At 54.0% G+C, this 22,400-nt stretch carries 23 protein-coding genes and 1 other annotated feature; of the genes, 13 read left to right on the plus strand and 10 right to left on the minus strand.

From position 1 onward, the window contains the following. Positions 1-182: 182 nt before the first annotated feature. The 8 genes from tnaC to ACERJC_RS25530 form a co-directional block, all read right to left on the minus strand. Positions 183-257: a tryptophanase leader peptide gene (tnaC, locus tag ACERJC_RS14955; RefSeq protein ID WP_152406224.1), complete on the minus strand. Its 75-nt coding sequence runs from the start codon at positions 255-257 to the stop codon at positions 183-185. A 150-nt stretch (positions 258-407) separates the two neighbouring features. Further along, the gene (locus ACERJC_RS14960) at positions 408-1,337 is read right to left on the minus strand and encodes a DUF7916 family protein (protein ID WP_373671986.1); all 930 of its coding nucleotides are present in this window, start codon (positions 1,335-1,337) and stop codon (positions 408-410) included. 67 nt (positions 1,338-1,404) lie between these two features. Continuing rightward, positions 1,405-2,769: a tRNA uridine-5-carboxymethylaminomethyl(34) synthesis GTPase MnmE gene (gene mnmE, locus ACERJC_RS14965; protein WP_286632038.1), complete on the minus strand. Its 1,365-nt coding sequence runs from the start codon at positions 2,767-2,769 to the stop codon at positions 1,405-1,407. A gap of 102 nt (positions 2,770-2,871) precedes the next feature. Beyond that, complete coding sequence (yidC, locus tag ACERJC_RS14970; protein WP_152400817.1) at positions 2,872-4,518, minus strand: membrane protein insertase YidC; 1,647 nt, start codon at positions 4,516-4,518, stop codon at positions 2,872-2,874. A gap of 2 nt (positions 4,519-4,520) precedes the next feature. Continuing rightward, positions 4,521-4,778 (minus strand): membrane protein insertion efficiency factor YidD, encoded by a 258-nt coding sequence (gene yidD, locus ACERJC_RS14975; RefSeq protein ID WP_001307474.1) that lies wholly within the window; start codon positions 4,776-4,778, stop codon positions 4,521-4,523. Beyond that, positions 4,742-5,101 (minus strand): ribonuclease P protein component, encoded by a 360-nt coding sequence (gene rnpA / locus ACERJC_RS14980; RefSeq protein WP_042287256.1) that lies wholly within the window; start codon positions 5,099-5,101, stop codon positions 4,742-4,744. The genes yidD and rnpA overlap by 37 nt, the downstream gene beginning before the upstream one ends. A 16-nt stretch (positions 5,102-5,117) precedes the next feature. Next, positions 5,118-5,258: a 50S ribosomal protein L34 gene (rpmH, locus tag ACERJC_RS14985; RefSeq protein WP_000831330.1), complete on the minus strand. Its 141-nt coding sequence runs from the start codon at positions 5,256-5,258 to the stop codon at positions 5,118-5,120. Between the two features lie 228 nt (positions 5,259-5,486). Continuing rightward, the gene (locus tag ACERJC_RS25530; RefSeq protein WP_419762346.1) at positions 5,487-5,567 is read right to left on the minus strand and encodes a hypothetical protein; all 81 of its coding nucleotides are present in this window, start codon (positions 5,565-5,567) and stop codon (positions 5,487-5,489) included. 298 nt (positions 5,568-5,865) lie between these two features. Between ACERJC_RS25530 and dnaA the strand changes: the two genes are divergently transcribed. From dnaA to ACERJC_RS15035, 10 genes are all read left to right on the plus strand, one after another. Next, entirely contained in the window at positions 5,866-7,275 is a 1,410-nt protein-coding gene (dnaA, locus tag ACERJC_RS14990; RefSeq protein ID WP_152400815.1) for a chromosomal replication initiator protein DnaA, read from the plus strand. Between the two features lie 4 nt (positions 7,276-7,279). Further along, positions 7,280-8,380 carry a DNA polymerase III subunit beta gene (gene dnaN / locus ACERJC_RS14995; RefSeq protein ID WP_046492409.1) on the plus strand — a complete coding sequence of 367 codons (1,101 nt, stop codon included), beginning with the start codon at positions 7,280-7,282 and terminating at the stop codon, positions 8,378-8,380. A 129-nt stretch (positions 8,381-8,509) separates the two neighbouring features. After that, a complete protein-coding gene (gene recF, locus ACERJC_RS15000; RefSeq protein WP_152400811.1) occupies positions 8,510-9,583 on the plus strand; it encodes a DNA replication/repair protein RecF in 1,074 nt (357 codons plus the stop codon). 28 nt (positions 9,584-9,611) lie between these two features. Further along, positions 9,612-12,026 (plus strand): DNA topoisomerase (ATP-hydrolyzing) subunit B, encoded by a 2,415-nt coding sequence (gene gyrB, locus ACERJC_RS15005; protein WP_152400808.1) that lies wholly within the window; start codon positions 9,612-9,614, stop codon positions 12,024-12,026. Between the two features lie 212 nt (positions 12,027-12,238). Further along, complete coding sequence (gene yidA / locus ACERJC_RS15010; RefSeq protein WP_152400806.1) at positions 12,239-13,051, plus strand: sugar-phosphatase; 813 nt, start codon at positions 12,239-12,241, stop codon at positions 13,049-13,051. Positions 13,052-13,299: 248 nt separating this feature from the next. Continuing rightward, positions 13,300-13,989 (plus strand): D-galactonate utilization transcriptional regulator DgoR, encoded by a 690-nt coding sequence (gene dgoR, locus ACERJC_RS15015; protein WP_042323516.1) that lies wholly within the window; start codon positions 13,300-13,302, stop codon positions 13,987-13,989. Continuing rightward, entirely contained in the window at positions 13,986-14,864 is an 879-nt protein-coding gene (locus ACERJC_RS15020; protein WP_373671987.1) for a 2-dehydro-3-deoxygalactonokinase, read from the plus strand. Before dgoR ends, ACERJC_RS15020 begins: the two co-directional genes overlap by 4 nt. Then, entirely contained in the window at positions 14,848-15,465 is a 618-nt protein-coding gene (locus ACERJC_RS15025) for a 2-dehydro-3-deoxy-6-phosphogalactonate aldolase (protein WP_373671988.1), read from the plus strand. The genes ACERJC_RS15020 and ACERJC_RS15025 overlap by 17 nt, the downstream gene beginning before the upstream one ends. Beyond that, positions 15,462-16,610: a galactonate dehydratase gene (gene dgoD, locus ACERJC_RS15030; RefSeq protein ID WP_152400801.1), complete on the plus strand. Its 1,149-nt coding sequence runs from the start codon at positions 15,462-15,464 to the stop codon at positions 16,608-16,610. The genes ACERJC_RS15025 and dgoD overlap by 4 nt, the downstream gene beginning before the upstream one ends. A gap of 167 nt (positions 16,611-16,777) precedes the next feature. After that, the gene (locus tag ACERJC_RS15035; RefSeq protein WP_373671989.1) at positions 16,778-18,115 is read left to right on the plus strand and encodes an MFS transporter; all 1,338 of its coding nucleotides are present in this window, start codon (positions 16,778-16,780) and stop codon (positions 18,113-18,115) included. Here ACERJC_RS15035 and cbrA read toward each other — a convergent pair. Then, complete coding sequence (gene cbrA, locus ACERJC_RS15040; protein ID WP_371895448.1) at positions 18,112-19,218, minus strand: colicin M resistance lipid reductase CbrA; 1,107 nt, start codon at positions 19,216-19,218, stop codon at positions 18,112-18,114. The two genes, ACERJC_RS15035 and cbrA, sit on opposite strands and share 4 nt — an antisense overlap. Before the next feature lie 99 nt (positions 19,219-19,317). Between cbrA and ACERJC_RS15045 the strand changes: the two genes are divergently transcribed. Then, positions 19,318-20,544, plus strand: coding sequence for a YidR family protein (locus ACERJC_RS15045; RefSeq protein ID WP_373671990.1), 1,227 nt, complete (start codon positions 19,318-19,320; stop codon positions 20,542-20,544). On the opposite strand, the gene ACERJC_RS15050 is transcribed toward ACERJC_RS15045, so the two are convergent. Continuing rightward, positions 20,545-20,877 (minus strand): YceK/YidQ family lipoprotein, encoded by a 333-nt coding sequence (locus ACERJC_RS15050; protein ID WP_152400793.1) that lies wholly within the window; start codon positions 20,875-20,877, stop codon positions 20,545-20,547. It abuts the gene before it with no gap. A gap of 241 nt (positions 20,878-21,118) precedes the next feature. Beyond that, positions 21,119-21,193: a sequence feature (ROSE (Repression Of Heat Shock gene Expression) occurs in the 5'-region of heat shock genes and acts as an RNA thermometer to modulate expression.), on the plus strand. On the opposite strand from ACERJC_RS15050, the gene ibpA reads away from it, so the two are divergent. After that, complete coding sequence (gene ibpA / locus ACERJC_RS15055) at positions 21,187-21,600, plus strand: small heat shock chaperone IbpA (protein ID WP_006687722.1); 414 nt, start codon at positions 21,187-21,189, stop codon at positions 21,598-21,600. Its footprint overlaps the feature before it by 7 nt. Before the next feature lie 110 nt (positions 21,601-21,710). Continuing rightward, complete coding sequence (gene ibpB, locus ACERJC_RS15060; protein ID WP_061075832.1) at positions 21,711-22,139, plus strand: small heat shock chaperone IbpB; 429 nt, start codon at positions 21,711-21,713, stop codon at positions 22,137-22,139. Positions 22,140-22,400 lie beyond the last annotated feature (261 nt).

The following is a 22,400-nucleotide window of genomic DNA, read 5'->3' on the forward strand; positions in this document are numbered from 1 at the left end:
ATGCCCGGCACAATTCATTCCACATTTATTTCAGCCATGACTGTCTTTTCGTTTTAAAAAACGAACAGGCATACGTGGCGTTGCGATATGCAACCACAATGAGGAATTGAGCTATGTTTGAAATGTGCCAAATGAACAGACTACGAATAGCCTATGCTCTGGCAAAATAAAGGCAGGGAAACTTAAGGGTGGTGATTGACAATTTTATTGTCAACATTAAACCATTTTGAAATGATGTATGAACTTAAGATAATCATGATGAGTTATCCTCTTTAGACACAAGGCTACATTATGGGAATGAAAATATTTGTCTATGAGAGAATAATTTAACTGTGATAAAAATCACAGTTAAATTAAATTTGAATTAATTAAGGATCATTCAATAAAATCCTAATTACAATATTATGTTAACGATTCACCGAACGCGCGATACGCGTATAGGTATGCCTGACGCCGCGAATCGCCACGCTATAGGCCAGGATATTTTCTGGTAATGCCATCCCCATATAGCCGGTATCGCCAATATGGTGGAGGTCCGCTCCTGCCATTTTACTCATCAGGGCTATCTGGCGAATCGTACTGACGTCTGCGCCCTCCTGAGAGGTGCCGATTGCCGTCATTGCCAGCGCACCGTGCGCGTGCGCACACGCGATCAGCGACTCTACCTTTTGCTGGCTCATGCCGGGCACGGTTCCCGGAGCCGGTATGAGCACAATATCTGCGCCTTGCTCCGCAAATGCGGCGACGTCACTTTCGCTGATAATCGCGCTGCCGCTCTCCCGGACAATGCCTGCGCCGTGCATTTTACCGGTGATGATAATGGCCTTATCGCCAACGGCTTCACGGATCGTTTTCACGGCTTTTCCCAGAGAGTGATTGCTGACGCCGTTGTTAGGGTTTCCCGTCAGCACCAGAATCTTCGCCCCCATCTCGACCAGTTTGCGGGCATTCTCTGCGGTTGCGGCACGGCCTGGCTTCATCTTCCAGATGTCATCATGCGCAATGGCAAACTCAGGGTCGACGGCCTCCAGGTTGACGCCAATGATGCGACCGGTCAGGCGCTGCAGTTCATGCAACGTCTGATCCGGTGCAGTACCGGCAGGCATTCCCTGGATCAACGGTGCTTCGCTATCGAACATGTTAATCAGCAGAATGTCCGCCCCCTGCGACGCGGCAAGTTCGGCATTGGTGACGTTATTGAGCAGCGGTTGGGTAATGGCGATAGTTTCACTGACCAGAATACGCCCTTCACTGGCGCGGATTGCATACAGCAGCGCGGCTTTATCCATGCACGCGAAATCTGACGCCGTGCAGTCAAGTAAACGTTTATGTTCCATAAAAAGGGATCCTCTTATAAAACGATAACGCCCCGAATTAACCGTCGATTAATTCGGGGCTACGGGATTACTTACCGATGCAGAAGCTGGAGAAAATCCGTCCCAGCAGATCGTCGGAGGTAAACTCGCCGGTTATCTCACTTAAGCTTTGCTGCGCCAGACGTAGCTCTTCAGCCAGTAGTTCACCCGCCCACGCGCCTAACAGTTGAGCTTTGCCCTGCTGGAGATGCTCAGCGGCTTCTGCCAGCGCCTGCAGGTGACGACGACGGGCCAGGAAACCGCCTTCCATATTAGTATCGAAACCCATGCTCTGCTTGAGATGGTTACGCAGCACGTCCACGCCTTCACCGGTACGTGCCGAAAGGCGAACCAGTGAGTGACCATTCACCTCGCTGATACCCAGCGGCTCGCCGGTGATATCCGCTTTGTTACGCACCACGGTAATCGGCAGTTTTGACGGCAAACGGGCGATGAAGTCCGGCCAGATATCAGTCGGGTCAACGGCATCCGTGGTGGTACCATCCACCATGAACAGCACGCGATCCGCCTGCTCAATTTCCTGCCAGGCCCGCTCAATACCGATACGTTCGACTTCGTCGCTGGCCTCTCGCAGACCGGCGGTGTCGATAATGTGCAGTGGCATGCCGTCGATATGGATGTGTTCACGCAGCACGTCGCGCGTGGTACCGGCGATGTCGGTAACAATGGCGGCTTCACGGCCCGCCAGCGCGTTCAGAAGGCTCGATTTTCCGGCGTTAGGGCGTCCGGCAATAACCACCTTCATTCCTTCACGCAGTAGGCTCCCCTGACGCGCTTCAGCGCGGACGGCATCGAGGTCGGCAATCACGCCATTCAACTGCGCTTCGATTTTGCCATCGGACAGGAAGTCTATCTCTTCATCCGGAAAGTCGATGGCCGCTTCAACATAGATGCGCAGGTGAGTGAGTGTTTCCACCAGATGGTTAACGCGGGCGGAAAACGCCCCCTGTAACGAGTTCAACGCCGAGCGCGCGGCCTGCTCAGAGCTGGCGTCAATCAGGTCGGCAATTGCCTCCGCCTGGGCTAAGTCGAGCTTATCATTGAGAAACGCGCGTTCAGAGAACTCGCCGGGTCGGGCAATACGCAGACCCGGCAGCGTCAGAATACGTTTTAACAGCAGGTCGAGAATGACCGGCCCACCGTGTCCCTGCAACTCCAGTACGTCTTCGCCGGTAAACGAGTTAGGGCCGGGAAACCACAGGGCGATCCCCTGGTCCAGCGCGGTACCGTCGGCATCTTTAAACGGCAGATAGTCGGCGTAACGAGGTTTGGGCAGCTTGCCCAGAACGGCTTCGGCTACCTCACGCGCCTTCAGGCCGGAGATACGCAGAATACCAACACCACCGCGTCCCGGTGGGGTTGCCTGGGCGACGATAGTGTCGTTATGGCTCATGATAGTTCTCTTCGTAAATGTAAAAAAGGCGGTCTGATGACCGCCCTTTTTTTACTGTTCCTTCCGCCGGGTGGCGCTTCGCTTACCCGGCCTACAACCGAATCAGGATTTTTTCTTCTCGCGGCTATGCAGACCACGTTTTTCCAGACCACGGTAAATCAGCTGCTGCTGAATAATGGTCACCAGGTTGCTGACGATGTAGTACAGCACCAGACCTGACGGGAACCACAGGAAGAACACGGTGAAGATGACCGGCATAAAGGTCATGATCTTCTGCTGCATCGGGTCGGTCACGGTGGTCGGCGACATCTTCTGGATGAAGAACATCGTTACACCCATCAGGATCGGCAGGATGTAGTACGGGTCCTGTGCAGATAAGTCATGGATCCACAAGGCAAACGGCGCATGACGCAGTTCCACGGAGCCCATCAGCATGTAGTACAACGCCAGGAAGATAGGCATCTGGATGATCAGCGGGAAGCAGCCACCCAGTGGGTTAACCTTCTCAGCCTTGTACAGGGCCATCATTTCCTGGCTCTGACGCTGTTTGTCATCGCCCAGACGCTCGCGCATTGCCTGAATCTTCGGCTGCAGCATACGCATCTTCGCCATGGAGGTGTACTGCGCTTTGGTCAGCGGGTACATGATGCCACGAACGATAAAGGTGATGATGATAATGGAGAAGCCCCAGTTACCGACGAAGCTATGGATCCATTTCAGCAGTTTGAACAGCGGCTGAGAGATGAACCACAACCAACCGTAATCTACGGTCAGATCCAGGTGCGGTGCAACGGCCGCCATTTTATCCTGAATTTCCGGGCCAACCCACAGGGTGCTGGTCATCGCGCCAGACTGGCCTGGCTGAACCAGTACCGGCTGAGATTTATAGCCGATAGCGGCAATGCCGTTGCCCAGGTTCGCGGTGTAGAAGTTGTTGGTACCGTCGTTACGTGGCACCCATGCCGTTGCAAAATACTGTTGCAGCATCGCGACCCAACCGTCTTTCGCATTGACGTTCAGGTTTTCGTTATCCGCGATGGTGTCAAATTTGTATTTTTCATATTTCTCATCTGGCGTGGAGTACGCTGCGCCACGGAAAGTATGCAGTGCGAAGTTGCTGCTTCCGGTGTCGCGATGAGACGGCAGATTGATGGATTGCTTCAGTTGACCAAAGGTGGCGATCTCCAGCGGTTTCTCGCTGGCGTTCTGCACGCTGTAGTTCACGTTAACCGCATAGTCACCACGTTTGAGGACAAACGTTTTGGTAAAGGTATTACCCGCGGCATCCGTATAGGTCATCGGGATCTGCAGCTCGTTCTGACCATCAGCCAGTACAAAGGCGTCTTTTTCGACGTTGTACAGCGGACGTGGGCCGTTAGCCGGGTTATCCGGGCCGTCACGACCTGTCAGACCGCTCTGAGCCTGATAGATAAACTGCGGCGTAGTTTCCAGCAGTTGGAACGGTTCGCTGGAACCGAGTTCTTTCGGGTAAGCTGGCAGCAGGGCCTGTTCCACATCACCACCACGGGTGTTGATGGTCAGATCAAGCACGTCAGTCTTAACCGTAATCAGTTTCCCCTGGCCACTGGCCGGTACGCCCTGGTCGGCGGCGCTACCCGCTGCGGTGGTCGTTGTCTGCGTGGTCTGTTGGGTCTGAGGTTGAGGATTTTTATCCTGCTCCCAGGCTTGCCAGATCATGAAAGACACGAACAGCAAAGCGATGACTAAAAGATTGCGTTGCGAATCCATCGTTAGTGTTCTCTGGTATCAAATGGTCCGGGCGGGACGGGATCGTCACCACCAGGGTGTAAAGGGTGGCATTTTAATACGCGTTTCACCGTCAACCAACTGCCTTTTATCACTCCAAACCTGCGCAATGCCTCAATTCCGTAGCTTGAACACGTTGGAGTGAAACGGCAATGCGGCCCAAGCAGCGGACTGATCAGGCGTTGATAGACCCGGATTAGGGCTATCAGGACCCGCGAGCCAGGCGACAGTGGCGGCGCCATAATTTTTCCAACGCTTCCGAGAGAGCACGGTTATCGAGGTCAGCAACCCCTTTTTTCGCCACCACCACGAAGTCCATTGCTGGCAACTCGTGTTGACGCAGACGAAAGCTTTCACGCGTCAGACGTTTAATCCGATTGCGTTCATGAGCGCGTCGAACGTTTTTCTTGGCGACGGTAAGACCGATACGGGGATGCCCCAGCGAATTCAGGCGGCCGAGGATGGTGATTTGCGGCGTGCCAGCCCGTTGTGGCTGCTGGAAGACGAATGTGAAATGATTGGGAGTTAACAAACGTAACTCCCTGGGAAATGCGAGCTTAACCACTCAGGGGTTAGCTTTATTACTTGGAAACGGTCAGACGAGCGCGGCCTTTAGCACGACGACGTGCCAGAACCTGACGACCATTTTTAGTAGCCATACGAGCACGGAAGCCGTGAGAACGGTTGCGCTTCAGTACAGACGGTTGAAAAGTGCGTTTCATGGCGATTTCTACCTAAACTTGAATAAATTCATGACTTTTACGGATGCCCGAATGAGTTTCGAATGACGGACGCCGAAGTCGTGGGTGATTAAAGAGGCCGGATTGTAATAATTGTACACTCCGGAGTCAATTCTCTTTGCTTAAATCCCTGCCTTTTTCCGCACCTTTTCGCGTGAAAATCAGGCAGCGTTGACACCGTGTTACGGGCATCGCGCGACGGGGGAAAGATTATACGGCCTGATGAACAAAGCGCAAGGATCGCTCGGGATCTTTATGAGATCGTTTTAGCAGTATAGCGTCTTTACTCATTAATTTTTCCAATATGCGGGCGAAATCGTGCAGCACTTCTCCAGGATCGTTTACACTTATCCGGTCCTGTGAAGGCCTGTGGATAAATCAGGAAGAATCTGTGAGAAACAGAAGATCTCTTGCTCAGTTTACGCTATGATCCGCGGTCCCGATCGTTTCAAAGGATCCTGATCGGGTTAAAATTGCAGATAGCAATTCGCACGTCACCCTTTGCATAGGGTCTAGTCGACGTGCGTCAACAATCAATGAATGTTTCAGCCTTTGTCATTTATCGACTTTTGTTCGAGTGGAGTCCGCCGTGTCACTTTCGCTTTGGCAGCAGTGTCTTGCCCGATTGCAGGATGAGTTACCAGCCACAGAATTCAGTATGTGGATACGCCCTTTGCAGGCGGAACTGAGCGATAACACGCTGGCTTTGTATGCGCCAAACCGTTTTGTGCTCGATTGGGTAAGAGACAAGTACCTTAACAATATCAATGGGCTGCTGAATAACTTCTGCGGTGCAGATGCTCCGCAGCTGCGTTTTGAGGTCGGGACGAAACCCGTCAGTCAGACGCTGAGGACGCCCGTGCACAACAATGTTTCCGCACCGGCTCAGGTGACGCATCAGGTGCAGCCACAGCGCGCAGCGCCTGTTTCGACGCGTTCGGGCTGGGACAATGTGCCCGCGCCAGCAGAACCGACCTATCGCTCTAACGTCAACGTCAAACACACGTTTGATAATTTCGTTGAAGGTAAATCTAACCAGCTGGCACGCGCTGCGGCGCGTCAGGTGGCGGACAACCCAGGCGGCGCCTATAACCCGCTGTTCCTTTACGGCGGCACCGGTCTGGGTAAAACCCACCTGTTGCACGCGGTAGGGAACGGCATTATGGCGCGCAAGCCCAATGCCAAAGTGGTGTATATGCACTCCGAGCGCTTTGTACAGGACATGGTAAAAGCCCTGCAAAACAACGCGATCGAAGAGTTTAAACGCTATTACCGTTCCGTCGACGCCCTGCTCATCGATGACATCCAGTTCTTTGCCAATAAAGAACGATCCCAGGAAGAGTTTTTCCACACCTTTAACGCCCTTCTCGAAGGCAATCAGCAGATCATTTTGACCTCGGATCGCTATCCAAAAGAGATCAACGGTGTTGAGGATCGTCTGAAATCCCGCTTCGGCTGGGGGCTGACGGTAGCGATCGAACCGCCAGAACTGGAAACCCGTGTGGCGATCCTGATGAAAAAAGCCGACGAGAACGACATTCGTCTGCCGGGGGAAGTGGCCTTCTTTATTGCCAAGCGGCTACGCTCTAACGTGCGTGAGCTGGAAGGGGCGCTGAACCGAGTGATTGCCAACGCTAACTTTACCGGTCGGGCGATTACTATCGACTTCGTTCGCGAAGCGCTGCGCGATCTGCTGGCGTTGCAGGAAAAACTGGTCACTATCGACAATATTCAGAAGACGGTGGCGGAGTATTACAAAATCAAAATTGCGGATTTGCTGTCCAAGCGTCGTTCTCGCTCGGTAGCGCGTCCGCGTCAGATGGCCATGGCACTGGCGAAAGAACTCACTAACCACAGTCTGCCGGAAATTGGCGATGCGTTTGGTGGGCGCGACCACACTACGGTGCTTCATGCCTGCCGTAAGATTGAGCAGTTGCGTGAAGAAAGCCATGATATTAAAGAAGATTTCTCAAACTTAATCAGAACATTATCTTCGTGACGCTATGAAATTTACCGTTGAACGTGAACATTTATTAAAGCCGCTTCAGCAGGTCAGTGGCCCGCTGGGTGGTCGTCCTACACTGCCTATTCTCGGCAACCTGTTGCTGCAGGTAGCTGACGGTGCGCTTTCGCTGACGGGTACCGATCTTGAAATGGAAATGGTGGCCCGCGTTGCGTTGATTCAGCCGCATGAGCCTGGCGCAACCACTGTCCCGGCGCGGAAGTTCTTTGATATCTGCCGTGGCCTGCCGGAAGGCGCAGAAATTGCTGTCCAACTGGAAGGCGATCGCATGCTGGTGCGTTCAGGTCGCAGCCGTTTTTCGCTTTCCACGCTGCCTGCCGCCGACTTCCCAAATCTGGATGACTGGCAGAGTGAGGTAGAATTTACCCTGCCGCAGGCAACGATGAAGCGCCTGATTGAAGCTACCCAGTTCTCTATGGCGCATCAGGACGTGCGTTACTACTTAAATGGCATGCTGTTTGAGACCGAGGGCGAAGAGTTGCGTACCGTGGCGACCGATGGTCACCGCCTGGCGGTCTGCTCTATGCCTGTTGGCCAATCGCTGCCCAGCCATTCGGTGATTGTGCCGCGTAAAGGTGTGATTGAACTGATGCGTATGCTCGACGGTGGCGATAACCCGCTGCGCGTGCAGATTGGCAGCAACAATATCCGCGCGCACGTTGGCGACTTTATCTTTACGTCTAAGCTGGTGGACGGTCGCTTCCCGGATTACCGTCGCGTTCTGCCGAAAAATCCGGATAAACATCTGGAAGCCGGCTGCGATATCCTCAAGCAGGCTTTTGCCCGCGCGGCGATCCTCTCGAACGAGAAATTCCGCGGCGTGCGTCTGTATGTGAGCGAAAATCAGCTCAAAATCACCGCGAATAACCCGGAGCAGGAAGAAGCCGAAGAGATTCTGGACGTCACCTATCCGGGAACCGAAATGGAGATCGGCTTTAACGTCAGCTACGTGCTGGATGTTCTGAATGCGCTGAAGTGCGAAAACGTGCGCATCATGTTGACCGACTCTGTTTCCAGCGTACAGATTGAAGATGCGGCATCACAAAGCGCGGCTTATGTTGTTATGCCAATGCGCTTGTAGTATTTGAAAGGGGCTGGTTTACTTGCCATTTCATCTCCCGGCAGTGCTCAAAATGCTCACGTACTTCGCGTACGCTCCGCTTTTTGCGCACTGACGGCAGACGCGCCCCTTGAATGATGATGAGCTGATATGTCGCTATCCCGACTTCTAATCAAAGATTTCCGCAATATCGAAAATGCGGATCTCGCGTTATCTCCCGGCTTTAATTTCCTGGTTGGCGCTAACGGCAGCGGTAAAACCAGCGTTCTGGAAGCTATCTATACGCTCGGCCACGGTCGTGCGTTTCGCAGTTTGCAGATTGGTCGCGTCATTCGCCACGAACAGGAGTCGTTCGTGCTTCACGGGCGGTTGCAGGGCGAAGAGCGGGAAACATCGATTGGGTTAACGAAAGATAAGCTGGGTGACAGCAAAGTGCGCATTGACGGTACCGATGGTCACAAGGTGGCGGAACTGGCGCTATTGATGCCGATGCAACTGATTACCCCCGAGGGGTTTACTTTACTCAACGGCGGCCCCAAATACAGAAGAGCATTCCTCGATTGGGGATGCTTTCACAATGAAGCCGGATTTTTCACCGCCTGGAGCAACCTTAAGCGCTTGCTCAGGCAGCGCAATGCGGCGCTGCGCCAGGTGAGTCGTTACGAGCAACTGCGTCCGTGGGATAAAGAACTGATCCCACTGGCGGAACAAATCAGCACCTGGCGCGCGGAGTACAGCGCCGGTATCGCGCAGGATATGGCGGATACCTGCCAGCAGTTTCTTCCTGAATTTTCTCTCTCCTTCTCTTTCCAGCGCGGCTGGGAGAAAGAGACGGATTATGCCGAGGTGCTGGAACGCGGTTTTGAACGCGACCGCATGTTGACCTACACCGCGCATGGCCCGCATAAAGCGGATTTCCGCATACGCGCCGACGGTGCGCCGGTGGAAGATACCTTATCGCGTGGGCAGTTAAAGCTGCTAATGTGCGCCTTACGTCTGGCGCAAGGGGAGTTCCTCACCCGTGAGAGCGGGCGGCGGTGTCTCTACCTGATAGATGATTTTGCCTCTGAACTTGATGATGCGCGTCGTGGACTGCTGGCCAGTCGATTAAAAGCGACACAATCTCAGGTCTTTGTCAGCGCAATCAGTGCTGAACACGTTCTGGACATGTCGGACAAAAATTCGAAGATGTTCACCGTGGAAAAGGGTAAAATAACGGATTAACCCAAGTTTAAATGAGCGAGAAACGTTGATGTCGAATTCTTATGACTCCTCCAGTATCAAAGTCCTGAAAGGACTGGATGCGGTGCGTAAGCGCCCGGGTATGTATATCGGCGATACGGATGACGGCACCGGTTTGCACCACATGGTATTCGAGGTGGTAGATAACGCTATCGACGAAGCGCTCGCGGGTCACTGTAAAGATATTATTGTCACCATCCATGCCGACAACTCTGTCTCCGTACAGGATGATGGACGCGGTATCCCGACCGGTATTCACCCGGAAGAGGGCGTATCGGCGGCGGAAGTGATCATGACCGTTCTGCACGCAGGCGGTAAATTCGACGATAACTCCTATAAAGTGTCCGGCGGTCTGCACGGTGTGGGTGTCTCCGTAGTGAACGCCCTGTCGCAGAAACTGGAACTGGTTATCCAGCGAGATAACAAAATCCACCGTCAGATCTACGAGCACGGCGTCCCGCAGGCACCGCTGGCGGTGACCGGCGATACCGATAAAACCGGTACGATGGTGCGTTTCTGGCCGAGCTATGAAACCTTTACTAACGTCATTGAGTTCGAATACGAGATTCTGGCGAAGCGTCTGCGCGAGCTGTCGTTCCTGAACTCTGGCGTCTCCATTCGCCTGAAAGACAAGCGCGATGGTAAAGAAGACCATTTCCATTATGAAGGCGGCATCAAGGCGTTCGTTGAGTATCTGAACAAGAACAAAACGCCGATCCACCCGAATATCTTCTATTTCTCCACCGAAAAAGACGGTATCGGCGTGGAAGTCGCGCTGCAGTGGAACGACGGTTTCCAGGAAAACATCTACTGCTTTACCAACAACATTCCTCAGCGTGACGGCGGTACGCACCTTGCTGGCTTCCGTGCGGCGATGACCCGTACCCTGAACGCCTACATGGACAAAGAAGGCTACAGCAAAAAGGCGAAAGTCAGCGCCACCGGTGATGACGCCCGTGAAGGTCTGATTGCCGTGGTGTCTGTGAAGGTGCCGGATCCGAAATTCTCCTCCCAGACCAAAGATAAGCTGGTCTCCTCTGAGGTGAAAACGGCGGTAGAACAGCAGATGAACGAACTGCTGAGCGAATACCTGCTGGAAAACCCTTCCGACGCCAAAATCGTGGTCGGCAAAATTATCGATGCGGCCCGTGCCCGTGAAGCGGCTCGTCGCGCGCGTGAAATGACGCGTCGTAAAGGGGCGCTGGATCTGGCGGGTCTGCCGGGTAAGCTGGCGGACTGTCAGGAACGCGACCCGGCGCTGTCTGAATTGTACCTTGTGGAAGGGGACTCCGCGGGCGGCTCTGCAAAACAGGGGCGTAACCGTAAGAACCAGGCGATTCTGCCGCTGAAGGGTAAAATCCTCAACGTAGAGAAAGCGCGCTTCGACAAGATGCTCTCTTCCCAGGAAGTGGCGACGCTTATCACCGCGCTCGGTTGTGGTATTGGTCGTGACGAGTACAACCCGGATAAATTGCGCTATCACAGCATCATCATCATGACCGATGCGGACGTCGATGGCTCGCACATCCGTACGCTGCTGTTGACATTCTTCTATCGTCAGATGCCGGAAATTGTGGAACGCGGCCACGTGTACATTGCCCAGCCACCGCTGTACAAGGTGAAAAAAGGCAAACAGGAACAGTACATTAAAGACGATGAAGCGATGGACCAGTACCAGATCTCCATCGCGCTGGATGGCGCAACGCTGCACATCAACGCCAGCGCGCCGGCACTGTCTGGTGAAGCGTTAGAAAAACTGGTTTCTGAGTACAACACTACGCAGAAAATGATTGGTCGTATGGAGCGTCGCTTCCCGAAAGCGCTGCTGAAAGAGCTGGTTTATCAGCCGACGCTGACCGAAGCCAACCTGGCTGACGAGCAGACAGTGACCCGTTGGGTGAACACGCTGATTACTGAGCTGAACGAGAAAGAACAGCACGGTAGCCAGTGGAAGTTCGATATCCAGCACAATACGGAACAGAATCTGTTTGAACCGATCGTTCGCGTGCGTACCCATGGTGTGGACACCGATTACGCGCTGGATCATGAGTTTGTGACCGGTGCGGAATACCGTCGTATTTGCACACTCGGCGAGAAACTGCGTGGCCTGATCGAAGACGATGCGTTTATTGAACGTGGCGAACGTCGTCAGCCGGTTACCAGCTTCGAGCAGGCGCTGGACTGGCTGGTGAAAGAGTCACGTCGCGGCCTTGCGATCCAGCGTTATAAAGGTCTGGGCGAGATGAACCCGGATCAGCTGTGGGAAACCACCATGGATCCGGAAAGTCGTCGTATGCTGCGCGTTACCGTGAAGGATGCGATTGCTGCCGACCAGTTGTTCACCACGTTGATGGGCGACGCCGTTGAACCGCGTCGTGCCTTCATCGAAGAGAACGCCCTGAAAGCGGCAAATATCGATATTTAATCCATGCCTGTAGGCCGGATGGCGGTTTTACGCCGCCATCCGGCAAGATTCTGCGTTATGCCTGATGGCGCGTTGCTTATCAGGCCGACAATCTATCGTCAAAAGGGGAATCCTGATTCCCTTTCCTATCCCCCTTTATCCCCGACTCTTTTACTGTTTTTTGAGCGGAATCGCGTTAGCATGAGTCAGGACTCATTTAATGCGGGGAATTCATGGCTATCAAACTCATTGCTATCGATATGGATGGCACTCTTCTGCTGCCCGATCACACCATTTCACCCGCGGTTAAACGTGCGATTGCCGCCGCCCGTGAAAAAGGGGTCAACGTGGTGCTGACCACCGGTCGTCCGTATGCTGGCGTGCACAGCTATCTGAAAGAACTGCATATGGAGCAGCCCGGCGATTACTGTATCACCTACAACGGTGCGCTGGTGCAGAAGGCTGGCGATGGCAGTACCGTTGCGCAAACTGCGCTGAGCTATGACGACTACCGCTACCTGGAAAAACTCTCCCGCGAGGTGGGTTCGCACTTTCACGCGCTGGATCGTACCACGCTGTATACTGCGAACCGCGATATCAGCTACTACACCGTGCATGAATCCTATGTCGCGACCATTCCTCTGGTGTTCTGTGAAGCGGAGAAAATGGATCCGCAAACGCAGTTCCTGAAAGTGATGATGATTGATGAACCCGCGATCCTCGATCGGGCCATCGCCCGTATTCCGGCGGAAGTGAAAGAGAAGTATACCGTGCTGAAAAGTGCGCCGTACTTCCTCGAAATCCTCGACAAACGCGTCAATAAAGGCACTGGTGTAAAATCGCTGGCGGATGCGCTGGGTATCAAACCGGAGGAGATTATGGCGATTGGCGATCAGGAAAACGACATTGCGATGATCGAGTACGCTGGTCTTGGTGTGGCTATGGATAATGCCATTCCCTCGGTGAAAGAAGTTGCCAACTTTGTCACTAAATCGAATCTGGAAGATGGCGTCGCGTATGCCATTGAGCAGCACGTCCTGAAGTAATTTCTCCCGGTTGATTTGCCATAACCCGCGTTGATCGCGGGTTTTTTTATCCCCGTCGTTTATTCCTCATAACATTTTTATTACCGATTGTCGTTTTTGTGATCTAAATTGTAGTACAACATATTTGTATTGTACTACATTGTGCGCAAGGGAATGGCGAATGACATCACGTTAGTACTACAAAATTGAGGCGAATTTCAGCGATAACGGTAAAGTAGAGGGGACCTTCCAGAGCACAAGGACTCTCCATGACTCTCAATAAAACCGATCGCATTGTCATCACGCTGGGCAAACAGATTGTCAGCGGCAAGTACGTACCGGGTGCGGCGCTCCCTGCGGAAGCGGAGCTGTGTGAGGAGTTTGAAACCTCACGCAACATCATTCGCGAAGTGTTTCGCTCGTTGATGGCGAAGCGGCTGATAGAAATGAAACGTTATCGCGGTGCCTTTGTAACACCGCGGAATCAGTGGAATTACCTCGATACCGACGTACTGCAATGGGTACTGGAAAACGACTACGACCCGCGGTTAATCAGCGCGATGAGCGAAGTCCGAAACCTGGTGGAACCCGCGATTGCTCGCTGGGCAGCGGAACGTGCGACCTCGAGTGATTTGGCTGAAATTGAATCGGCGCTCAATGACATGATCGCCAACAACCAGGACCGGGAGGCCTTTAATGAAGCGGATATCCGCTATCACGAGGCGGTATTGCAGTCGGTGCATAACCCGGTTTTACAACAGCTGAGCGTGGCGATCACCTCGCTTCAGCGAGCAGTATTTGAACGGACCTGGATGGGCGATGAAGCCAACATGCCAAAAACGCTCCAGGAACATAAGGCGCTATTCGATGCGATACGGCATCAGGATAGCAATGCGGCAGAGCAGGCGGCCCTGACCATGATCGCCAGCTCGACACGAAGGTTGAAGGAAATCACATGACATCTCGCTACATCGCTATTGACTGGGGATCGACCAATTTGCGCGCCTGGCTTTACCAGGGCGACAAATGCCTGGAAAGCAGGCATTCAGAAGCGGGCGTTACGCGTCTGAACGGCAGGTCCCCCGAAGCGGTGTTAGCAGATGTCACACAGCACTGGCGCGACAGCGCCACACCGGTGGTGATGGCAGGGATGGTGGGTAGCAACGTCGGCTGGAAGATTGCCCCGTATCTGCCGGTTCCTGCTCATTTCTCTGCCATTGGTGAGCAATTAACCGCCGTTAGCGACAATGTCTGGATCATTCCCGGCTTGTGTGTCTCACGCGATGATAACCACAATGTGATGCGCGGCGAAGAGACACAGCTTCTCGGCGCGCGCACGCTTTCTCCTTCTTCTGTCTATGTGATGCCCGGAACGCACTGTAAATGGGTGCAGGCTGATGCGCAGCAAATCCATGATTTTCGCACCGTGATGACGGGCGAACTACACCATTTGCTGCTGAATCATTCTCTGGTCGGCGCGGGTTTGCCAGAACAGCAAACCTCCTCCGGGGCCTTTGCTTCAGGGCTTGAGCGCGGTCTTGCCTCGCCTGCCGTTCTGCCACAACTTTTTGAAGTTCGCGCTTCGCACGTGCTGGGAACTCTCCCGCGCGAGCTGGTCAGCGAATTTCTCTCCGGCCTGTTGATTGGTGCAGAAGTCGCCAGCATGAGTGAACAATTCGCCGGGTCGCAGTCCATTACTCTCGTCGCAGGTGCAGCGCTGACGTCACGCTACCAGCAGGCGTTCCACGCCATTGGGCGTAACGTCTGTGCTGTGTCCGGCGATACGGCATTTCAGGCAGGTATAAGGAGCATCGCTCATGCAGTGGCAAACTAATCTCCCTCTCATCGCGATTTTGCGCGGTATAACCCCCGAGGAGGCGCTCGCACACGTTGGCGCGGTGATCGAGGCCGGATTTGACGCGGTGGAAATTCCGCTCAACTCGCCGCAGTGGGAAAAAAGCATTCCGGCGGTCGTCGACGCGTATGGCGATAAAGCGCTGATTGGCGCAGGTACGGTCTTAAAGCCAGAGCAGGTTGATAGGCTCGCCAAAATGGGCTGCAAACTGATCGTTACGCCGAACATTCAGCCGGAAGTCATTCGTCGTGCCGTGAGTTACGGCATGACCGTCTGTCCCGGCTGCGCGACGGCCTCGGAGGCCTTTACCGCGCTGGACGCCGGCGCGCAGGCGCTGAAAATTTTCCCGTCATCGGCCTTTGGTCCGGACTACATCAAAGCGCTGAAAGCGGTATTGCCCGCCAGTGTTCCGGTCTTCGCCGTGGGCGGCGTGACGCCAGAAAACCTGGCGCAGTGGATCAATGCCGGGTGTGTGGGCGCGGGACTGGGCAGCGATCTGTATCGCGCAGGGCAGTCAGTAGCGCGCACCGCACAGCAGGCGGCGGCATTTGTTAAGGCATATCGAGAGGCAGTGAAATGAAAATAACCAAACTCACCACGTACCGTTTACCTCCGCGTTGGATGTTCCTGAAAATTGAAACCGACGAAGGCGTCGTCGGCTGGGGCGAGCCGGTGATTGAAGGCCGCGCGCGTACCGTTGAAGCGGCGGTACATGAACTGGGTGATTACCTGATTGGTCAGGACCCGGCGCGTATTAACGATTTGTGGCAGGTGATGTACCGCGCAGGCTTCTATCGCGGTGGCCCGATTATGATGAGCGCCATCGCCGGTATCGACCAGGCGCTGTGGGACATCAAAGGCAAAGTGCTGAATGCTCCGGTCTGGCAGTTGATGGGTGGCCTGGTGCGCGACAAAATCAAAGCCTACAGCTGGGTTGGCGGCGATCGTCCTGCGGAAGTGATCGACGGCATTAAGCAGCTGCGCAATATCGGCTTTGACACCTTTAAGCTCAACGGCTGCGAAGAGATGGGGGTGATTGATAACTCGCGGGCGGTCGATCGTGCGGTGAATACCGTGGCGCAAATCCGTGAGGCTTTTGGCAACGAGATTGAGTTTGGTCTGGATTTCCACGGCCGCGTCAGCGCGCCAATGGCGAAAGTGCTGATTAAGGAGCTGGAGCCCTATCGCCCGCTGTTTATTGAAGAGCCGGTACTGGCGGAACAGGCGGAGTACTACCCGAAACTGGCCGAGCAGACCCATATTCCGATCGCCGCGGGTGAACGCATGTTTTCGCGCTTCGAGTTTAAACGGGTGCTGGAAGCGGGCGGGCTGGCGATTTTGCAGCCGGACCTGTCACATGCTGGCGGTATCACGGAATGCTACAAAATTGCCGCGATGGCGGAAGCCTATGACGTGGCGCTGGCTCCGCACTGCCCGCTGGGTCCTATCGCGCTGGCAGCCTGTCTGCACGTCGACTTTGTTTCGCGCAACGCGGTGTTCCAGGAACAAAGCATGGGCATTCACTATAACAAGGGCGCGGAGCTGCTCGACTTTGTGAAAAACAAAGACGATTTCAACATGGAAGGCGGGTTCTTTAAACCGTTGATGAAGCCGGGACTTGGCGTGGATATTGATGAGGCCAAAGTCATTGAGCTGAGTAAAAATGCGCCGGACTGGCGTAATCCGCTGTGGCGTCATGAAGACGGTTCGGTCGCCGAATGGTGATGTCCGTCATACTTCGCGCCACAGATGCGTTGGCTGCGATTGCGCACCCCAGTCACTTACTGATGTAAGCTCCTGGGGATTTGCAATCTTGCCGCCTTCCTGCGACACGAATTATTTAGGACATCTCTCTTAATAAAAAAAATTACACCCTCTGTAAATGACAGGGCATGGTGAGCGGCTTCGCTATGCCCAAAATCTGGAGACAGATTGCGATGGATATTCCAGTTACTGCTGCAAAAACAGGGCGTCGCCGTTACCTGACGCTGGTTATGATCTTTATTACCGTGGTCATCTGTTATGTCGACCGCGCCAACCTTGCGGTGGCGTCGGCGCATATTCAGGAAGAGTTTGGCATTACGAAAGCAGAAATGGGCTACGTGTTCTCAGCCTTTGCCTGGTTGTATACGCTATGCCAGATCCCGGGGGGCTGGTTCCTTGACCGCGTCGGCTCCCGTCTGACCTATTTTATCGCGATCTTCGGCTGGTCGGTGGCAACCCTCTTCCAGGGGTTCGCTACCGGGTTGATGTCGTTGATTGGTCTGCGTGCGATTACCGGGATATTCGAGGCCCCGGCATTCCCAACGAACAACCGCATGGTGACGAGCTGGTTCCCGGAACAGGAACGCGCTTCCGCCGTGGGTTTCTATACTTCAGGACAGTTTGTCGGCCTGGCGTTCCTGACACCGCTGCTGATCTGGATTCAGGAGATGCTGAGCTGGCACTGGGTGTTCATTGTCACCGGAGGGATCGGCATTATCTGGTCACTTATCTGGTTTAAGGTGTATCAGCCGCCTCGTCTGACCAAAAGCATCACCAAAGCGGAACTGGACTATATTCGTGACGGCGGCGGCCTGGTGGATGGCGATGCGCCCGTTAAGAAAGAGGCGCGTCAGCCGCTGACCAAAGCAGACTGGAAGCTGGTGTTTCACCGTAAGCTGGTGGGTGTTTATCTGGGCCAGTTTGCCGTCACCTCTACGTTATGGTTCTTCCTGACGTGGTTCCCAAACTACCTGACGCAGGAAAAAGGCATTACCGCGCTGAAGGCGGGCTTTATGACCACCGTTCCGTTCCTGGCGGCATTCTTTGGCGTGCTGCTTTCCGGATGGCTGGCGGATAAATTGGTGAAAAAAGGCCTCTCCCTTGGCGTGGCGCGTAAAACGCCGATTATCTGCGGTCTGTTAATCTCTACCTGCATTATGGGCGCAAATTACACCAACGATCCGGTGTGGATTATGACCCTGATGGCGATAGCGTTCTTCGGCAACGGGTTTGCCTCCATCACCTGGTCGCTGGTCTCTTCGCTGGCGCCAATGCGCCTCATTGGCCTGACCGGAGGCGTGTTCAACTTTGTTGGCGGACTGGGGGGGATTACCGTTCCGCTGGTGATTGGCTACCTTGCGCAAGACTACGGATTTGGTCCTGCGCTGGTCTATATCTCTGTCGTTGCTCTGATTGGCGCACTCTCTTACATCCTGCTGGTGGGGGATGTAAAACGCGTGGGTTAATACTCCTTTGCCAGCCCACCAGACGTTGCGGTGGGCTGGTCATCCTGACTGAGCGGGATATGCGCGATACCGCTTCGCATAATCGCGTTTCGCAATATGGGCGCAGTTAAACAGCGACTCTTCAGGATCTTGCCATATAGCTTGCAGCGCAGTTTGCGGGTGGCTTTCCGGTAAGCGCGGTTCATCTCCGGCGCATCTTTTATCAGTACGGACTTGAGGATCTCCGCGCTATCCAGGGCGTAGCTTATCCCTTCCAGTGAACTGGCGCTGATAAATCCGGCCGCCTCGCCAATCAGAAACGCGTTTTCTTCGCCGCAGACGAAATCCGCCCAGCGCGACGGAAAGAGCACGGTACATTTCTCGCTTTTTACCGGTGTGCCGAAGCGGAATTGAAATGCAGTCATTCTCTCTTTCAGCGCTTCGAAGCGCGCCTGGCCATCCTTCATGGGATACGCGCCGCCAAAAATGAAATAACCGTCTTTACTGATACTCCAGGAGTAACAGTCCGTCGCGGCGTTATCGAAAATGCAGGCGTAAAACGGGACCGGATGACGTTCCGCGAACCACTGCTGGATGGCGACATATTTACGAATCTGATGGTCCGGATAAAGATGGCGACGTACCAGAGAATTTGCCCCGTCGGCACCCACCAGATAACGGGCGGTAATCTGCTGCTCCCAACCGTCGGCACGAAAAATCACGTGCCACTTCCCCTCTTCTCGCCAGATTTTTCGACACAGGCTGTCGTGGTACACCTGTACCTCATCCGGGATCAGTGATTTCATCCATAAATCAAAGGCATGACGGTTGATATTGATGTAGCTGCGCTGGTAATTGCGCGTCAACGATGCGTCGGCATCCACCGTTTTAACGCTGAAAATCTGCGGGTTGGCAATGACGTCCACCGGTAGCGTGATCCCATCGCGAATAAACGAACGCTGCGCGTCCGGTGCCAGTAAACCGCCGCAGGGCTTGGTGAACCCCTCGTTGCCGCACTGCCGTTTTTTATCCAGCGCAAGCACGCGCATCCTGCCGCTCAATTTACGCGCCAGCGCTGCGCCGGCCGGGCCGAGACCGATAATCGCTACGTCGAAATGTTCCATCTCTTTGTCCGCAAAAATGAAGATGGCACTACGCTAAAGCCTGAAAGTGAAGTCCTTGTGAAGTATGATTGATGAAATTGTTCTCGACCCGAGCATCTCATGAAGCAAATCACCTTTACGCCGCGTAATCATCAGCTTACCAATACCCGAACCTGGACACCGGACAGCCACTGGCTGGTTTTTGACGTCCGTCCGTCAGGGGCTTCTTTCACCGGCGAAACCATTGAACGGGTGAATGTTCATACCGGTGAGCTGGAGGTGATTTATCGCGCGACGCAAGGGGCGCACGTCGGCGTGGTAACCGTGCATCCACAGACCGAGAAATATGTATTTATTCATGGGCCTGAAAACCCGGACGCGACGTGGCAATACGACTTTCATCATCGTCGCGGCGTGATTGCCGAACAGGGAGAAGTGACAAATCTGGACGCGATGGATATCACTTCGCCCTACACGCCGGGTGCACTGCGCGGCGGCAGTCATGTTCACGTTTTCAGCCCGAATGGCGAGTTCGTCAGCTTTACCTACAACGACCATGTGATGCATGAACGCGATCTGGCGCTGGATTTACGTAACGTTGGCGTCGCAGTGCCTTATGGACCGGTAACGGTATCGGCGCAGCACCCAAGAGAGTACAGCGGCAGTCACTGGTGCGTGCTGGTCAGCCAGACGACGCCCGAACCCACGCCGGGCAGCGATGAGATCTCTCGCGCCTATGAAGAGGGCTGGGTGGGGAATCATGCGCTGGCGTTTATCGGCGACACGCTGTCTGAAAACGGCGAGAAAGTGCCTGAACTGTTTCTGGTAGAACTCCCGCAGGATGAGGCGGGCTGGAAAACGCCCGGAGAGGCTCCCCTGGAAGGCACCGACGCAACCCTGCCAGCCCCGCCACGCGGGGTTGTCCAGCGTCGACTGACGTTTACCCATGCACGCCGCTTCCCCGGGCTGACGACTGTCCCACGCCACTGGGTGCGCTGTAATCCGCAGGCGACGGAGATTGCGTTTCTGATGCGCGATGACGTGGGTATTGTGCAACTGTGGTTGATTTCAACTCAGGGCGGTGAACCCCGCCAGTTGACCCATCACGCTACGGGTATTCAGTCCGCGTTCAACTGGCATCCGACAGGGAAATGGCTGGGATTTGTGCTGGATAATCGCATTGCCTGCTGCGATGCGCACACTGGAGACATTACGTTTTTAACGCAGAACCACGGTACCCCGCCCTCTGTGGATGCCGTGGTTTTCTCGCCTGATGGTCGATTTGTCGCGTGGATGGAAGAGGTAGACGGTTTCCGTCAGTTGTGGATGACAGAAACCGGGCGGTAATCAGGGGGCGGGCATTTTCGCAGGAGGGATTACGGAGTTGGTTATCTGTGTTCTCTCCTCGCTTCTTTCGACACGCGATCTGACCGAATTATCTTTGCGGAACAGATCCCACGGCAACAGGAGTGTGTCCATTACTGCAGTAAAGGGCATGTCCAGTATGGCCAGCGATTTAGTACCCCAATTGGTATCGTCATCCCCTATCATAGCGGCGCTGGCGCGGGTGCCAGGATAAGTTCCCTCTTTACCACCGGTATGTGACATTACGCTGGAGCAACCACTCAGTAAAACCATCCCACTGCACATCATCAGCGTTAACAACACATTTCTTATCATGATTTATTCATCTGTTGATCATCGGTGTTTGCCTGATGAGTTATAGCGATCCCTTGCCAGAAATAACATCCTCATCACGTCGCACTGTGGCGGCTATCGCACTTTAACCTTTAGTGCTCTCCCACCCAGTCTATGCAATAGACAGCAAACTGCAAAAAAAGTCCGCCAGGGATGCTTGAAAAGTTCGCAATCAGACCCATTTTGATGGTGTAGACAAATGAAGAACACGCCTGATGGGTGTTCTGACTACCCGGCCTGTCCATGATGGAAGGTCAATGACATTCTCGCTGATTTCAGGAGCTATTGATTATGCGTAACTTTGATTTATCCCCGCTGTACCGTTCTGCTATTGGTTTCGACCGCCTGTTTAACCTGCTGGAAAACAACCAGAGCCAGAGTAATGGCGGCTACCCTCCGTATAACGTTGAGCTGGTAGACGAAAATCATTACCGCATTGCCATTGCCGTTGCCGGTTTCGCAGAAAGTGAGCTGGAAATTACCGCACAGGACAACCTGCTGGTGGTGAAAGGCGCGCATGCGGACGAGCAAAAAGAACGGACTTACCTTTACCAGGGCATCGCGGAACGCAACTTTGAGCGTAAGTTCCAGTTAGCTGAGAACATCCATGTTCGCGGCGCGAATCTGGTCAATGGTCTGCTGTACATCGATCTCGAGCGCGTAATTCCGGAAGCGAACAAACCGCGCCGTATCGAAATCAATTAATTCTGTCGGGCCGCGCTGCGCGGCCTGTTATCCCAGGCTTGCCGACAGGGAGCCGATGCGAATCTACGGATTTGCAGATATCACTCGCTTCTTAGAAGGAGATTATGATTATGCGTAACTACGATTTATCCCCACTGCTGCGTCAATGGATCGGTTTTGACAAACTGGCCAACGCGTTACAAAACACCGGTGAAAGCCAGAGCTTCCCACCCTATAACATTGAAAAAAGTGACGACAATCACTATCGCATTACGCTTGCGCTGGCTGGTTTTCGTCAGGAAGACCTGGATATTCAGTTGGAAGGTACCCGCCTGACCGTTAAGGGTGCGCCGCAGCAGCCTGAAAAAGAGACCAAATGGTTGCATCAGGGACTGGTCACCCAGTCGTTCAGCCTGAGCTTTACCCTGGCTGAAAACATGGAGGTTTCCGGCGCGACATTTACCAACGGGTTGTTGCATATCGATTTAACCCGTAATGTCCCGGAAACCGTTGCACCGCAACGTATCGCTATCAGCGAACGCCCCGCATTAAATAGCTAATTTAGCTCCTTGCCTTTGCCCCGCCAGAAATGACGGGGCTTTTTTGTGCGCGAAGACAACACCGGATTCGGGTAGTGATGCCATTGCCTGAAGAAAGCATTCAGCAACTTCAGGTTTTGATGAGGAAAAAGGGGGGGGAACGCCCATCAGAAGGGCGCTTTAGCGTCGTTTCAGCATCAGAATGTGCGCCAGCCTGCATATATGCCTGAACGGTTCAGTCATAATCCACTTAAATAGAAATGTTATTCACAGGGAACAAAA

Source organism: Citrobacter telavivensis, from assembly GCF_041807075.1.
Lineage (GTDB): Bacteria > Pseudomonadota > Gammaproteobacteria > Enterobacterales > Enterobacteriaceae > Citrobacter_A > Citrobacter_A telavivensis.

Coding starts and splice junctions, on each gene's coding strand:
- ACERJC_RS14960 (WP_373671986.1), bottom strand. CDS start 1,337: ATGGAACATAAACGTTTACTTGACTGCACGGCGTCAGATTTCGCGTGC.
- mnmE (WP_286632038.1), bottom strand. CDS start 2,769: ATGAGCCATAACGACACTATCGTCGCCCAGGCAACCCCACCGGGACGC.
- yidC (WP_152400817.1), bottom strand. CDS start 4,518: ATGGATTCGCAACGCAATCTTTTAGTCATCGCTTTGCTGTTCGTGTCT.
- yidD (WP_001307474.1), bottom strand. CDS start 4,778: ATGGCGCCGCCACTGTCGCCTGGCTCGCGGGTCCTGATAGCCCTAATC.
- rpmH (WP_000831330.1), bottom strand. CDS start 5,258: ATGAAACGCACTTTTCAACCGTCTGTACTGAAGCGCAACCGTTCTCAC.
- ACERJC_RS25530 (WP_419762346.1), bottom strand. CDS start 5,567: ATGAGTAAAGACGCTATACTGCTAAAACGATCTCATAAAGATCCCGAG.
- dnaN (WP_046492409.1), top strand. CDS start 7,280: ATGAAATTTACCGTTGAACGTGAACATTTATTAAAGCCGCTTCAGCAG.
- recF (WP_152400811.1), top strand. CDS start 8,510: ATGTCGCTATCCCGACTTCTAATCAAAGATTTCCGCAATATCGAAAAT.
- gyrB (WP_152400808.1), top strand. CDS start 9,612: ATGTCGAATTCTTATGACTCCTCCAGTATCAAAGTCCTGAAAGGACTG.
- yidA (WP_152400806.1), top strand. CDS start 12,239: ATGGCTATCAAACTCATTGCTATCGATATGGATGGCACTCTTCTGCTG.
- dgoR (WP_042323516.1), top strand. CDS start 13,300: ATGACTCTCAATAAAACCGATCGCATTGTCATCACGCTGGGCAAACAG.
- ACERJC_RS15020 (WP_373671987.1), top strand. CDS start 13,986: ATGACATCTCGCTACATCGCTATTGACTGGGGATCGACCAATTTGCGC.
- ACERJC_RS15025 (WP_373671988.1), top strand. CDS start 14,848: ATGCAGTGGCAAACTAATCTCCCTCTCATCGCGATTTTGCGCGGTATA.
- dgoD (WP_152400801.1), top strand. CDS start 15,462: ATGAAAATAACCAAACTCACCACGTACCGTTTACCTCCGCGTTGGATG.
- ACERJC_RS15035 (WP_373671989.1), top strand. CDS start 16,778: ATGGTGAGCGGCTTCGCTATGCCCAAAATCTGGAGACAGATTGCGATG.
- cbrA (WP_371895448.1), bottom strand. CDS start 19,218: ATGGAACATTTCGACGTAGCGATTATCGGTCTCGGCCCGGCCGGCGCA.
- ACERJC_RS15045 (WP_373671990.1), top strand. CDS start 19,318: ATGAAGCAAATCACCTTTACGCCGCGTAATCATCAGCTTACCAATACC.
- ACERJC_RS15050 (WP_152400793.1), bottom strand. CDS start 20,877: ATGATAAGAAATGTGTTGTTAACGCTGATGATGTGCAGTGGGATGGTT.
- ibpA (WP_006687722.1), top strand. CDS start 21,187: ATGCGTAACTTTGATTTATCCCCGCTGTACCGTTCTGCTATTGGTTTC.
- ibpB (WP_061075832.1), top strand. CDS start 21,711: ATGCGTAACTACGATTTATCCCCACTGCTGCGTCAATGGATCGGTTTT.